The organism is Nonomuraea sp. NPDC050451, assembly GCF_044458585.1.
On the sequence record NZ_JBITHZ010000007.1, the window covers coordinates 1 to 13,663 of the forward strand.

The 13,663-nt window shown below is 69.2% G+C and carries 13 protein-coding genes; 9 read left to right on the top strand and 4 right to left on the bottom strand.

Annotated features, from left to right (window positions below; all coding sequences use genetic code 11):
* Both ACIBI9_RS22975 and ACIBI9_RS22980 read left to right on the top strand, forming a co-directional pair.
* Nucleotides 1–1,086, top strand: a 1,086-nt coding sequence (locus ACIBI9_RS22975) for an N-acetylmuramoyl-L-alanine amidase (RefSeq protein WP_397224196.1), incomplete at its 5' end; no start/stop codon positions are given.
* A 246-nt stretch (nucleotides 1,087–1,332) separates the two neighbouring features.
* Nucleotides 1,333–1,815 carry a nuclear transport factor 2 family protein gene (locus tag ACIBI9_RS22980; RefSeq protein ID WP_397224197.1) on the top strand — a complete coding sequence of 161 codons (483 nt, stop codon included), beginning with the start codon at nucleotides 1,333–1,335 and terminating at the stop codon, nucleotides 1,813–1,815.
* Nucleotides 1,816–1,868: 53 nt separating this feature from the next.
* On the opposite strand, the gene lgt is transcribed toward ACIBI9_RS22980, so the two are convergent.
* Nucleotides 1,869–2,678: a prolipoprotein diacylglyceryl transferase gene (lgt, locus tag ACIBI9_RS22985; RefSeq protein ID WP_397224198.1), complete on the bottom strand. Its 810-nt coding sequence runs from the start codon at nucleotides 2,676–2,678 to the stop codon at nucleotides 1,869–1,871.
* Nucleotides 2,679–2,790: 112 nt separating this feature from the next.
* Between lgt and ACIBI9_RS22990 the strand changes: the two genes are divergently transcribed.
* The 5 genes from ACIBI9_RS22990 (at nucleotide 2,791) to ACIBI9_RS23010 (ending at nucleotide 7,668) form a co-directional block, all read left to right on the top strand.
* Nucleotides 2,791–3,918: a sensor histidine kinase gene (locus tag ACIBI9_RS22990; protein WP_397224199.1), complete on the top strand. Its 1,128-nt coding sequence runs from the start codon at nucleotides 2,791–2,793 to the stop codon at nucleotides 3,916–3,918.
* A complete protein-coding gene (locus tag ACIBI9_RS22995; RefSeq protein WP_397224200.1) occupies nucleotides 3,915–4,559 on the top strand; it encodes a response regulator in 645 nt (214 codons plus the stop codon). Before ACIBI9_RS22990 ends, ACIBI9_RS22995 begins: the two co-directional genes overlap by 4 nt.
* Before the next feature lie 365 nt (nucleotides 4,560–4,924).
* The gene (locus ACIBI9_RS23000) at nucleotides 4,925–5,740 is read left to right on the top strand and encodes a peptidoglycan-binding protein (RefSeq protein ID WP_397224201.1); all 816 of its coding nucleotides are present in this window, start codon (nucleotides 4,925–4,927) and stop codon (nucleotides 5,738–5,740) included.
* 47 nt (nucleotides 5,741–5,787) lie between these two features.
* The gene (locus ACIBI9_RS23005) at nucleotides 5,788–6,678 is read left to right on the top strand and encodes a peptidase inhibitor family I36 protein (protein WP_397224202.1); all 891 of its coding nucleotides are present in this window, start codon (nucleotides 5,788–5,790) and stop codon (nucleotides 6,676–6,678) included.
* Between the two features lie 36 nt (nucleotides 6,679–6,714).
* A complete protein-coding gene (locus ACIBI9_RS23010) occupies nucleotides 6,715–7,668 on the top strand; it encodes a SpoIID/LytB domain-containing protein (protein ID WP_397224203.1) in 954 nt (317 codons plus the stop codon).
* Nucleotides 7,669–7,722: 54 nt separating this feature from the next.
* Here ACIBI9_RS23010 and ACIBI9_RS23015 read toward each other — a convergent pair whose 3' ends face one another.
* Entirely contained in the window at nucleotides 7,723–8,772 is a 1,050-nt protein-coding gene (locus ACIBI9_RS23015; RefSeq protein WP_397224204.1) for an NBR1-Ig-like domain-containing protein, read from the bottom strand.
* A 59-nt stretch (nucleotides 8,773–8,831) separates the two neighbouring features.
* Nucleotides 8,832–8,960, bottom strand: a complete 129-nt coding sequence (locus tag ACIBI9_RS23020; RefSeq protein ID WP_397224205.1) for a hypothetical protein — start codon at nucleotides 8,958–8,960, stop codon at nucleotides 8,832–8,834.
* A 562-nt stretch (nucleotides 8,961–9,522) separates the two neighbouring features.
* Here ACIBI9_RS23020 and ACIBI9_RS23025 point away from each other — a divergent pair.
* Nucleotides 9,523–10,392: a hypothetical protein gene (locus ACIBI9_RS23025; protein WP_397224206.1), complete on the top strand. Its 870-nt coding sequence runs from the start codon at nucleotides 9,523–9,525 to the stop codon at nucleotides 10,390–10,392.
* 2 nt (nucleotides 10,393–10,394) lie between these two features.
* The gene (locus tag ACIBI9_RS23030; RefSeq protein WP_397224207.1) at nucleotides 10,395–13,067 is read left to right on the top strand and encodes a PQQ-binding-like beta-propeller repeat protein; all 2,673 of its coding nucleotides are present in this window, start codon (nucleotides 10,395–10,397) and stop codon (nucleotides 13,065–13,067) included.
* Nucleotides 13,068–13,123: 56 nt separating this feature from the next.
* Here ACIBI9_RS23030 and ACIBI9_RS23035 read toward each other — a convergent pair whose 3' ends face one another.
* Nucleotides 13,124–13,618 carry a hypothetical protein gene (locus tag ACIBI9_RS23035; RefSeq protein ID WP_397224208.1) on the bottom strand — a complete coding sequence of 165 codons (495 nt, stop codon included), beginning with the start codon at nucleotides 13,616–13,618 and terminating at the stop codon, nucleotides 13,124–13,126.
* Between the last annotated feature and the right edge of the window lie 45 nt (nucleotides 13,619–13,663).

The window sequence follows — 13,663 nt, forward strand, 5'->3', positions numbered from 1 at the left end:
CTCAAGCTGGACGCCACCGCCCGCAAGGACGCGGGCAAGTGGTACCAGGCGATCGCCAAGTACAGCGGCGCCTCCTCGCCCGCGGTCGCCCGGCTGTACGCCGACACCGTGTACGAGGAACTCGCCAAAGGCATCCGCGCCACGACGCCCGGCGGCGAGACCGTCACCGTGCCTTCGAGCACTGTGACGCCGGACCGAGGCCCGTACGCCAACGCCGACGACCTGGACAAGCCCAGCACGCTGGCGGCGAGCACCGACTACCCGTCGGCCAGGTGGGCTCCGGCGCACAGCAGCAACTACGCCGTCTCCAACCGGCCGACCAGCGACGCCATCGACCGCATCGTCATCCACGTGACCCAGGGCAGCTACGCCGGCACCATCTCCTGGTTCCAGACCGGGCCCCGGCCGAACCCCACCTCGGCCCACTACGTCGTCCGCTCCTCCGACGGCGCCATCACCCAGACAGTCAGGGAGAAGAACCGGGCCTTCCACGCCGGCAACTACAACCGGCGCTCGGTCGGCATCGAGCACGAGGGCTTCGTCGACAACGCGACGTGGTTCACCGACTCCATGTACCGCGCGTCGGCGGCGCTGACCCGCAACATCGCCGACCGGTACGGCATCCCCAAGGACCGCACCCACATCGTGGGCCACAACGAGGTCCCGGGCGCCGACCACACCGACCCCGGCCGGTACTGGAACTGGACCAAGTACATGCAGTACGTCACCGGCAACAGTGGCGGGGGCGGCGGGGGCACCAACCCGCACACCGCCGAGTCCGTGTGCGGCACGGGCTACAAGGTGATCGACTCCAACGCGCTGGGCACGTCGGGCACTGTCTTCCTGCTGTACAACTCGGCCAACGGGAACAACTGCGTGGCCACGATCAAGAAGACCTCGCTGGGCAAGGCCACCGCCACCGCCGCCTTCCTGGAGGTCAAGGGCAAGCCCCGGGCCACCGACACCGGGAACTTCGACTACTACGCCGGACCCATCCGGGCCACCGCCGCCGACAAGTGCGTCAAGTGGGGCGGCAAGGCCGGGACGAGCACGTACGAGAGCCCCTTCGAACACTGCGGCGGCTGATCCCATGACCTGTGGCCGGATCGCGCGGGCTCGCGATCCGGCCACAGTATTACCGTGCTACCTGCTCGGGGCGTCGCATCGGCGGGCGGGCGCAGGAGTGCGGACCGCGATGCGGGCCCGGTCAGGGCGGGCAAGCAGGTCTGCGGCGGGCTCACCCAGTTCGGATGCCACGCTGCACCGCACCCGGGCTCCGATGTTCCCAGGATCCGGGATGACACCCCTTGCGGCGGGTCCTACAGTCGGATCATGCGGCCAGCCATCACCCCCGACGTCATTGATCACGACACCGCCGCCGCGTTCGTCGAGAAGTTCAAGGATGGCTGGCGGACGCCCGATCTGCGCAAGCACGAGGCGCTGTGGAGCGACCAGATCGTCCTCACGCAGCCGCTGATGGGCACGCTGCGGGGACGTGACGAGTGCCGGGCGGCATTCGCTCGGCTCTTCGAACTCGTCCCGGACATCCACGCGACTGTCCACCGCTGGAGTGCCACCCACGACGCGATCTTCATCGAGTTCACTCTCAGCGGCACGTTCGGCGGGCGCGAATTGGCCTGGACGGCGGTCGATCGCTTCGTGCTCGTGGACGGGCTGGTCGCCGAGCGGATCTCGTACTTCGACTCGGCTCCGCTCGCCCTGGCGATGGCCGGGCGGCCACGCGGCTGGCGACGGCTGCTGGGCACGCGCTTCATCCCCCGTTTTGAGCGCTACGTCCAGGACCCCGGCACCTGACTCCGCCTTCCCGCGCATTCGGACGGGCAGCGGCGCACCGGTAGAGCGTGACATCAGGCAGGCCGGGGGTCAGTGGTCGGCGTCTGGCGGGTGGCGGTCAGGTAGGCGACTGCCGCCCCGAAGACCAGCAGCGCGGTCCAGACGTTGAAGCGCAGCCCCAGGATGAGCGGGGCGGGGTCCATGCGCAGCCACTCGATCCAGGCGCGGCCGGTGGTGTAGGCCGCGGCGTACAGGGCGAACACCCGGCCACGGTCCAGCCGGAAGCGCCGCTCGGCCCAGAGGACGAGCCCGGCCACGCCCAGGTTCCACAGCGACTCGTAAAGGAAGGTCGGGTGGTAGGTGGCCGTGGATTCCATGCCCGGCGGTCGGTGGGCGGGGTCGATCTCGAGCGCCCAGGGCAGGGTGGTCGGTCTGCCGTACAACTCCTGGTTGAACCAATTGCCCCAGCGGGCGATCGCCTGCCCGAGTGCGATCCCGGGCGCGACGGCGTCGGCGAAGTCGCGCAGCGGAATGCCGCGCCGGCGGCAGGCCAGCCACGCGCCCAGCGCGCCGCCGGCGACGGCGCCCCAGATGCTGATCCCGCCCTCCCAGATCGCGAAGGCGCGCAGGGGGTTCTTGCCGGGGCCGAAGTACTGCTGCCAGTCGGTGGCCACGTGGTAGATCCGCGCACCGATCAGACCGAACGGCACGGCCCATGTGGCGATGTCCCCCACCACGCCACGCTCGCCGCCGCGGGCCGTCCAGCGGCGTTGGGTGACCCAGATGCCGACGGCGACGGCGAGCACCATGAGCAGGGAGTAGGCGCGGATGGGCAGCGGGCCGAGGTACCAGACGGCTTGGGACGGACTGGGGATGGCTGTCACGCCGTCGAGTCTTGCTCCGGTGCGGCTGCGCGCACATCGAGCGGGACACCGATCGCTGAGTCAGTCGACTGGTTGATGCAGGACCGGCGGGTGGCTGATTATCGTCGGTGCTGTGGAGTCCTGGGAACGATCCCGGCGCCGGTGGCAGCACGCCTTCTTCGCCTCGTGGCTGGTGCTGACCTCGGCCGGGCCGCTGATGGAGGTGGGTCAGGTCCTGCCGGTGGCGCTCGTGGCCGGGCTGGCCGCCTGGTATGCGGTGTGGTTCGTGATGCGCACGCCTCCGGCGGGTGAAGTGCCCCTGCCGTACGTGGTCGGCGGCGGGCTGCTCTGGCTGGGGCTGTTCGCGATCGACTCGTCCTTCCTGGTGGTCTGCCTGAGCGTGCTCGTGCCGTACTGCATGGACGCCGTGCGTATCGGGCTGGTCGCGGTGCTGTCGTGCGCCGGGGGCTGGTTGTGGCACAGCTACCACGAAGGCGGGTCGATCACCTGGACCGAGATCGCCATCACCGCGCTGATCGCGATCAGCGCGGCCGCCTCGGTCGGGTACTTCTATTCGGTGGCGCGGCAGAGCGCCGAGCGCAAGGAGCTGATCGACCAGTTGCAGGCCGCCCAGGAGGCGCGGGCGGCGGCCGAACGGCAGGCGGGCGTGGCCGCCGAGCGGCAGCGGCTGGCTCGCGACATCCACGACAGCCTGACCCAGGGGTTCGCCAGCGTGGTGATGCTGCTGGAGGCGACGCAGGAGCGGTTGCCGGACGACCGGCACCTGACCCAGGCGTTGCGGGCGGCCAGGGAGAACCTCGCGGAAAGCCGCCGCGTGGTGCAGGCGCTGCGGCCCGGCGAGCTCGACGGCGGCGGCCTGCCGGAGGCGCTGCGGCGGCTGTCGGGCCGGCTGGCCGACGAGACCGGCATCGACGCACACACCGTGATCACCGGGGCGCCGCGGCCCCTGGACGCGCACGTCCAGGTCGAACTGCTGCGGGTGGCGCAGGAGGCGGTCGCCAACGCCCGCCGCCATGCCCACGCCGAGCAGGTCACCCTGACCCTGTCGTACATGGAGGACCTGGTCGTGCTGGATGTCCACGACGACGGCGACGGCTTCGATCCCGAGCGGGCCGCCTCCGGCCACGGCCTACTGATCATGCTTGAGCGGATGGAGCAGCTCGGCGGCACGCTCCTCGTGGAAAGCGCGTCCGGGGAGGGCACCACGATCGTGGCCAGCCTCCCGGTGGCATCGAGATGACCGCGCGGGGCGCGATCCGGGTCCTGATCGCCGACGACCACCCGGTGGTCCGTGACGGCATCCGGGCGATGCTCGGCACCCAGGACGACCTTGAGGTGGTCGGCGAGGCGGTCTCAGGCTCGGACGCGGTACGGCTGACGCGTGACCTGCGGCCGGATGTCACGCTGATGGACCTGCAGATGCCCGAGCTCGACGGCGCGACAGCGATCAGCCGGATCCGCGAGCACGACCCCGACGCCAGGGTGATCGTCCTGACCACCTATGACACCGACAGCGACATCTCCCGTGCCATCGACGCCGGAGCGATCGGTTACCTGCTCAAGGACACCCGCCGTGAGCAGCTGTTCGACGCCATCAGGGCGGCGGCCCGAGGGGAGAGCGCCCTGTCTCCGGCGGTAGCGACCCGGGTGTTGTCGTGGGCGCGCGCCGACGCGCCCGGCGCCCTCAGCGGCCGGGAGATCGAGGTCCTGGGCGCGGTCGCCCAGGGGATGAGCAACAAGGCCATCGCCGCCCACCTGTGCATCAGCGAGGCCACGGTCAAGACCCACCTGCTGCACATCTTCGCCAAGCTCGACGTCGACGACCGCACCGCCGCCGTGACCGTGGCGGCCACGCGTGGGATCATCCGCCTTGGCGGCTAGGCCGTCGGCCTCAGTTACGCAAACCCCACATCGGGCGGCAACGGGACCCCGCCGGCCGCTCGCGGAGCGTTCGGGAACCGAGCCGTCCTCGTAAGTGGCCGCCTCGGGCATCTGTGGGGCCGTCGTGGCCGAACGCGAGCCTGTGTACCGCCTCGTAATCCGCTCTGAGCTGGCGTTTCTCGCCATCGGATCGCCTGTCAAACGGTGCGTACGCCCGTACGGAGAAGCCTGTCGAACAGGCTGACAACACCGATCTTCTAGCGGACACGTGAGCGAACCGAAACGTTGGTTTCCGCCACACAGGAATCGCCCCAGCCCCTGAACCAGGAGTAACGATGAAGTTGCCCTCACGCGCCGCTGCCCTCATGGCGGCCGTCCTGTTCGCTTCGCTGACCGGAGTGTCCGAGGCGTCGGCGGCACAGATGGCTGACGCTGAGGCCCTTCCGAGCCTGAACATGGAAGCCGCTGTCAAGGCGGCCCAGATCGACCCGCGGCGGCCCGACAGCGCGCTGACCCCGGGCGCCAAGGCCAGCGTGCTCCTCGTTGAGCAGGCGCTGCGTGACCGACACTTTCTCGACGCGAAGTGGGTGGACGGTTACTTCGGCACCACAACGGTCGCCGCCTACGCGAACTACCAGAAGTCGCTCGGCCTCAGTGGTCTTGACGCCAACGGCCTGCCAGGCAAGACGTCGCTCACCAAGCTCGGTACCGGCCGCTTCAAGGTCACCGACATCATCGATCCGGGCACCCGGGTGTCCACCGGCGGTTTCGTCATCAACACCCGCACGCGAAACATGCTGGCGGAGGCCAAGCGGCTGCTCGGCCGCGATCTCAAGCTGGATCAGGGTTCGTACAACCCCGGCGGCGACCCCACGTCCGCGGGCACCCACGACGGCGGCGGCGTCGTCGACATCTCGGTGAAGGGGATGAATTCCGCCACCCGCACCGCGGCCGTCCGCGCGTTGCGCCTTGTCGGCTTCGCCGCATGGCTGCGTAGCCCCCAGCAGGACGACTGGCCGTGGCACATCCACGCCGCCGCCATCAGCGACACAAGCCTCTCCAGCCAGGCCCAGCGCCAGATCGGTGACTACTACCTCGGCCTGAACGGACTCGCCGGCCGTGGCCCGGACGACGGCCCGAAGGTGACCATCCGCACCTGGGAGGAATACCAGCGCCGCTGACTCATCCATCCGAAAACCCAGGCTCCGCAAACAGAAAAGAGAACAGCATGAGAACGTTCACCAGGATCCTCACCGCGGCGACCGCCGCGATGGCGCTCGGCGGGACGGTCCTCGGCACCGCCGCGCCCGCCTCGGCTGCGAACCGCGACGGTGTCTGCGATACCGGCGAGTTCTGCTACTACTTCAACAGCAACAACCAAGGATCGGTCTCCGACTTCACCGGATCGATCGACGACTACGCCACCACCCAGCCCACCTGCTACGACTTCAAGGGACCCGGCGAAGGCAAGGGCAAATGCATCAAGAACGCCGCCGCCTCCGTCTGGAACCGCAGTAGCAAAACCGTCCGCGTCTACTTCAACAGCGGCCACACCGGCGACTACCAGGACTTCGCCGCAGGCGCCAAAGGCAACCTGAAGCCCGCCCTCAAGAACCAGAACGCCTCACACCAGTTCAGCCCGTCATCATCGGCGCGCAGCAACATGTCGTCCTCGCTCTACAAGGCCAGCGGCGGCATCACCTGCGGCTTCGACGGTTACGAATCCACCCCCGGTCGGCACGAAGGCATCGACTTCGCCCGCAGCGTGGGCTCGAATGTTTACAACCTGGTGGCGGGCCAGCTCATCAACGTTGCACGCGGATCCACCGGCAGGGCGGGACTTTCCACGATCGCCATCTACAACGCCGCATCGAACAAGACGGTGATCTACCTGCACACCGCTCCGCTGTCCTCCTTGCGCGTGGGCCAGCAGATCAGCCGCGGCCAGCTCATCGCCACCGAGTCGTGGCATGGAGTGTCGAGCCGTTCATCCGCACACACCCACGTCGAGGTGCGCTCCGGACGGCAGACGCGTGCGGCCAAGAGCGTCGGCGACTCGCACCTGGACAACCCGAACCCCACCTCGTTCTGGAACTCCCAGGGCTACAGCATCCGATAACGCTTCGCGGCCACCGACAAGAAGAGGAAGACAACTGTGCCTTTACGAACTGTCCGGCTGATCTCGCGGCTCGCCGCGGCGACCGCCGCGATGGCGCTCGGCGGGACGGTCCTCGCCACCGCCGCGCCCGCCTCGGCCGCGAACCGCGACGGCATCTGTGACACCGGCGAGTTCTGCTACTACTTCAACAGCAACAACCAAGGATCGGTCTCCGACTTCACCGGATCGATCGACGACTACGCCACCACCCAGCCCACCTGCTACGACTTCAAGGGACCCGGCGAAGGCAAGGGCAAATGCATCAAGAACGCCGCCGCCTCCGTCTGGAACCGCAGTAGCAAAACCGTCCGCGTCTACTTCAACAGCGGCCACACCGGCGACTACCAGGACTTCGCCGCAGGCGCCAAAGGCAACCTGAAGCCCGCCCTCAAGAACCAGAACGCCTCACACGAGTTCCTGAGTTCCACATCGCCGACGCCGACCGGGTGCAAGACCGACGGCACGGACACCAAGCTGCCCACGACGATCCTCGTGTACCGGAAGTCCCTCGATCGCGTGGAGCGGGTGGAGTTCAAGACCTACGTCAAGAACGTCCTGCCCAACGAGTGGGTGTCGAGCTGGCCGAGCGAGTCCCTCAAGGCCGGGGCGATGGCCGTGAAGAACTTCGGCTGGTACTGGGCGCTGCACTCCAACCGCAAGACGGCAGACGGCCGGTGCTTCGACGTCTACGACCACACGTCGAGTCAGGTGTACAAGCCCGGCTCCGCGAAGGCGGTGACGAGCGCCGCGGTGGACGCGACCTGGGGCGCCCGGCTGACCCGCAGCGGGAAGATCTTCCGGGCCCAGTACTGCTCCACGACGACGGCGTGCGGTAATTGGGTCGACGGCGACTGGATGTCGCAGTACGGCTCTCGCGACAAGGCCAGAGCGGGCTGGAGCTACTCCAGGATCCTCCAGCACTACTACACAGGGATCGTTCTCGGCTCCTGACTCCCCTGAGACCGTCCGACTCCGGTTCCCCGGCGTGCCACGCACGTCGGGGAACTAGGGTGCATCGACGATGATCTGGAAGTTGATCGGCCGGCTTCCGGGGAACACGACCGCTCCCGAAGCGTCCACCATCTTGAACCGCACGTAGCACAAGCCCGGCTTCCTGGGCGTGGTGATGTCGGTCCGGATGTCGACTGTCTCGCCAGGTTGCGTGTCCTTGATCGGCACGTCGGAGATGGTCTGGCATTGGTCGGCTTGCTGCGTGAGGTCGAGGCGACGCAGCGAATATCCCTTCCATGGCACAGTGCCGGCGTTCTTGAGCCGCCATACCTTCGTCATGGTCTTGTCGGGACCGACGCGGGTGCAGTCGGCAAGCGTGACATCCTCGATGAACGCGGCCGCATCACCCTTGTGCAACGGCGGGGCCCAAGGCGGGTTGGTCGAACGCACCGGGCAATCGGTTGGGGACGGCGCGGCAATCGAGGGGCTCCCGGTCGGGTTCAGGCTGTGTCCGTCGGGCCCGGAGCCGCGATTGACGACGGCCACGACGAGGACCGCTGCCCCCACGATGACAGCCGCTGTCGCGAGCGCGGCCGGGCCGGTCAGCCGTAATCGTCCTCTGCTCCGCGGCGCAGGAAGCAGAGGACGGACGTCGCCCGCGAACTCGCCGGACGGCGGCGTGGCCACGAATACCGCGGTCTCGCCGGCCGACCGGGGCGCTTGTGACCCGAAGGCGAGGTGCACGGTGCGAAGCTCCGCGGCGCCCGTGGCGGAGGCTGCGAGTTCACCAGACGGACGGTCCACCGAGGCGTCCGCGCGGATCGAGGGATCCCCGGCGCTCGTCGATCTGACCACGCGGTTGGCTCTCTCCCAGCGTTCGCGGTATGCGGCCGGGTCCGCGTTACACACCTTGACGAATTCGACGGTGGTCTCCCAACTCGGGAGCCGGTTACCCTTCGTGGCTTCGTGCAACGTCGTGTGAGAAATCGCCCCCGACCGGCCGGACATCTCCCGGAAAGGTGGGTTGCCGACCGCATTGCGTAGCTCACGCAGCGTCGCCGCAAAGTCCTCGATTATCTCCGCACGTGCACGCCTGTCGTCCACCGTGCGAAGGTAACAGCACCCACGGTCTTCACTCAACCCGAACCGTAATCATCGCGAAGTCAGGCGAGATGAGCGCGCATAAAGCCGTACGGCTCATCCCGCTGTGACCCGAACCGGCCGTCCACCAGGCCGAACAGGCCCGCATCCTGGTCGAACACGACGAAGGAGACCCGGACCTCTGCTCCCACCCAATAAGGTGGATATAGACGATTACGGATATGAGTCGAGTCGCTACAATATGTTCCGGGTCGATGATTCGCCCGGGTTCGTGATCGGGCCGGGACGGTACGTAACGGACCGGCTCGGAAAATACGGTGTGGCAGGCCCGGGATAATTTCTGTCGGCTTTTAATCCGTAAGTTCCGGGTTCGAGCCCCGGGCGCCCTACCGTTCTTCCCTTCTGGCCCGGAATCGCCGGCTCCGGTACATCGGTCGAGCTGTGGCGCAGCATCGAGGAATGCATCGAAGGTCGAGCGGTTCCTTCGCAGTCGTCCAAAGGGGCGGAGGCCGCCCTGCTCACCTCCGTCCATGACCCGCGTGTCGACGGCGTCGTGGCGATGTCGCCTACCTCAGTGGTGTGGGGCAATGTCGGCCCAGGGCTGGATCTGCGGGTGACGCTGCCGCCGACGCCGGTCTCGGAGCCGCGGCCTGGCCGCACATCCTCGGTCTGCTTCGCGGCTGACATGCGTCGGCGGTCCGGCTCGCGCAACGTTACGGCCGCCGTACCGATATACAGCGAGGGGGCGGTCCCATGGCCAAAGCGCGTCAGAACAAACGTGCCAGATCTGCTCGACCCGCTCCGCGGACCGGAGAGGCCGAGCAGCCGGCCGCGTCCGGGGGCTGGAAGGCGACGCGGACGTGGCTGGCCGGGATCATCAGCGCCGTGCTCATCGCGGCGATCGGGGTCGTGTTCAGCACGTGGTTCAACGCGCGCGGAACGGACACCCTGGACCGCCTCGGCGGCGGGCCCCCGATCACGGTCGGCCACGTGGCCATCGACTACGCCGGCCAGGTCACCGCCTTGAGGGAACCGGTGACCGACCCCGCCGGGCGGGTGGCCCTGAGGGCGAGCGCGGCCGACGCGGCACGTGAGGCGGCCCTGACCCGCCACCACAGAGCCCGGATCGACATCATGAACGTCACCGTGACTCTCGTCGGCAACCGCGGCAGCCTGCGCATCGTCGACATGAAGCCGCGCGTCCTCACCCGCGGGCCGGTGTCGGACGGCGCGCGGCTGACCGCCGCCGGCGCCGGGGAGACCGGCACCGTCGAACTCGCCGCCGACCTGGATCAGAAGGCTCCCCGTTTCACCATGTCCAAGGATCCGCGGATCCCCTACTTCACGAAGAAGCAGATCGACCTGAAACGGGACGAGCGGGTCACCCTCAACATGACGATCACTGGCAAGAAGGCGTACTACGAGTTCGATCTCGTTCTGACCGTGCTGGCGGAGGACCGGACCGAGGAGATAGTGATCAACGGGCCGGACAAGACCCCGTTCCGGCTCACCGGGGCCGCCAGGTCCTACCGCTCCTACTACGGCGACTCCCCGTTGGGCGGCTGGGAGCCGCTCTCCCGCGAACAGGTCTGCGAGACGTACCCGAAGGCCAAGGGGTGCTGAACATGCGGAGGCTCCGCACCGGCGCCGTCCTGCTGGCGATCCTGCTCCTGGTCGCGGACGCGCCGCGTCTCCCGCTGGTGCCGGTCGCGTGGCGCCCGGCCTGGTCAGCGTCCGCCGAAGCCGACGCTCTGATCGCCGCGGTGTCCGACCAGGCTCTGGCCGTGGCGAGGCGACAAGGCACGGTACGGGTGCACGATCCGCGTACGGGGAAGATCCTGCGGGACGTCCCCGTCGACCCCCGCTTCCCCGCCCCCATCACCGGCGTCTGGGTCGCGCCCGACACGCTCGTCGTGTCGAAGGGCGTCCCGGACGTGGCCGGGCAGGCCCTGTACGGCTACGACCTGACCACGGGCGCCGCACTGTGGCAGCGAACGGTCGTCGTCTCCACCCAGGACAGATCAGAGGATGTCGGTACGTACGGGGGGCCGCGGATCATGGTGACCCGGCGCGGCATCCTGGTCGTCGAGCGGTCGGCCGAGCCGTTCGACCTGCACTCCCTCGACCTCCGCACCGGGAGGACGCAGACGCGCGCGGTCCACCCCGGACACTGCGACCTGGTGGGCGCCGCGACCGACCAGCCGGTGATGCTCCTCAGCTACTGCGCGGGGAACGTCGTCCAGCTCGCCTCCACGGATCCGCGCACCCTGCGACCGGAATGGACGCGCCGCATGCCGTCCACCTTCTCGCTGCCGGTCGCCCCTGGGGTCGGAGACCCGCCCCAGATGGACGTCCAGGCCGGTCCTGAGGGATATGTCTACGCCATCTCGGGGAACGAAGGCTTCTTCTTCGCGCCGGACGGCCGGCGGCTGTCCAGCGCCCGCGATGCCGTCGCGACGACCGGGCTGACGCGGTGGACCCGGCCGCTGTTCGCCGGCGCGTACCCCACGATCGGCGAGCACGGGGAGCTGGCCCTGAACGGACAGTGGCCGTTGCCCGCCTATCTGCTCTCGCTGGACACCGACACCGGCCGCATGGGCGGGCTGCCGCTCACCCTGCCCCGAGACGCCGCGTCCCTCGTCGGGACGATCCGCGACATGGCCTTCGTCCATCACGAGGGCCGGATCATCGCCTACCGGCTCGGCTACGGGCTCGCCACCGGACCCGCCGTGTTCGGTGGCATCCCCGGGGCGGCGTGGCCGGACGCCTGTGCCCTGCTGACCGATCGTGACCTGCGCGTCCTGGCAGACGGCTATCGCGCCGTCCCTTCGGCGAAGAAGCTGGCCGGAATCGCGCTGCCGAACCCCGGAGCATGCGACTGGGTGCCGCCCACGGACGACGCCCCCGTCCTCACGCTCTCGATCGACTGGGTGTCCGCCTCGGCCGCGGACGCGCGAGAGCTCTTCGCCCGGGCAGCCGCCTATTCCAGGAAGAACGACACCTTCGACCCCTCCGACGAGAGCAGTCATCATTTCTCCCGTACCGTGGCCGTGCCGGCCGGGAACTTCGGCGAGACGGTCGTCAACGCGGGCCCGGTCATAGTCCGGCTCAGCTCCACCTCGCGGCGGGCGCTGCGGCTCGTCACCCCGCTGCTGCTGGACAACCTGCTGGCACGCTACCAGCCGGGCGTCCAGGCGCCCGCCCCAGCGCTCAGGCGCGGCTGGAGCCACCCCACCGACGGGAGCGTCTATCCCGAGCCGGTGGTGATCGACGGCGTCGTGTACGCCGGCAGCGGCGACGGGACGCTTCAGGCGCTCGACGCCCGCACCGGGGCGGCACGCTGGATCGTACGGGCGGGCGACAGCATCATGAGAAGCCCGGCGGTGGTGAAGGGATCCGTGTACGCCGTGAGCGACGGCAAGATCGTCGCCCTGGACGCCGCCTCCGGCCGCAGGCGGTGGAGCCGCGCGATCAGGGCGGACCGCGGCCCCGTGGTGGCGGGCGGCATGCTGTACGCGATCACCGAGGATTCCGAGGTCGTCGCGCTGGACACGGCCCGCGGCCAGGAGTTGTGGAGGTTCCGCCCCGAGGGCTTCGCGCGCAACACCGATCCCGTGGTGACCGGCGGCGTCGTTCTCCTCGGCAGCGACCACGGCGTCGTGTACGCCGTGGACGCCTCGTCGGGCGAACTGCGGTGGCGTTTCCGGGCCGGCGGCGAGCAGCGCGTCGACCTGGCGGTGACCGGCGGGGTCGTGTACGCCGCCGGCGCGAACGGCCAGGTGCACGCCCTGGACGCGGCCACCGGGAAGGTCCGCTGGACCTCCCGGGTCGACGGGGCCGTCGACTCTCCTCCGGTGACGGCCGGCGGGGCCGTCTACCTCCTGGTCAGGGGCGGCGCCACGTACGCGCTGGATGCCGCCACCGGCAGGCGGTCGTGGAGCTTCCGCGCCCAGGGCGACGACCTCACCTTCGACTGGGACGTCTCGGCCGCCAAGGGACTCGTCTACGTCGGTGCCCCCGACTCCCGCGTGCACGCGCTGGACGCGGCCTCCGGGGCGGAACGATGGAGCTCCCCGGTCGGCGACGGCGTCTGTTCCGGCCCCGTGGTCGCCGCGGGGACCGTCTACGTCGGCGGCGACGACGGGACGCTGTACGCGCTCGACCCCGCCACCGGAGCGCGGCGATGGAGCTTCCGGACCGGCGGCACCGTCGAGACCACCCCCGTCGTGGCCGGGGACCTCGTGTACGTCGGCAGCTCGAACGGCAACCTCTTCGCCCTGCCCACGGCGGGTGGCTAGCGGGGCCGCGACCTCCGGAAGTCGCGGCCCCTCTTCCTCTCAGATCATCGTGCCGGTCAGCCGAACGGCTGGTTGTCCAGCGTGTTCACCTTCACGGCGGTGATCTTCACCTGCCTCATCACCACCTGGGACGCGCCCACCGGCTTGGAGCAGCCGAAGCTGAGCGTCCCCGTGCTGGGGTAGTGGTGCACGACGTTGAGGAAGATGCTGTGCCTGCTGTGCGGCGCCAGCGTCACCTCGGTGATGTCGCCGTCCGAGTTGGGGCCCGTACCGATCGTGCAGAGGTAGTTGATCGCCGAGGCACCGGAGTTCTCGGCGTACAGCTTCGCGGTGATCGTGTACGAGCCCGTCCCCAGAAATCCGCTGAAGCCGGGGCTGAGCGCGTTGGAATGGACGATCTCGTTGTCCCACCGGCTGATCACCTCCGGTGGCACCGCCTCGGCCGAGTTGACGTTCCCCGCCAGCAGCGCGCCCGCGGCCACGACGGCGGCCAGCGCGGACAGGCGCAGGCCGCGGCGGCGGCGTGATGGGGCGGTTGAGGGCATGGTCATGTGAGTTTCTCCTGGTGTGAGCCCGTGCCCCTCCCGCGGACGCGC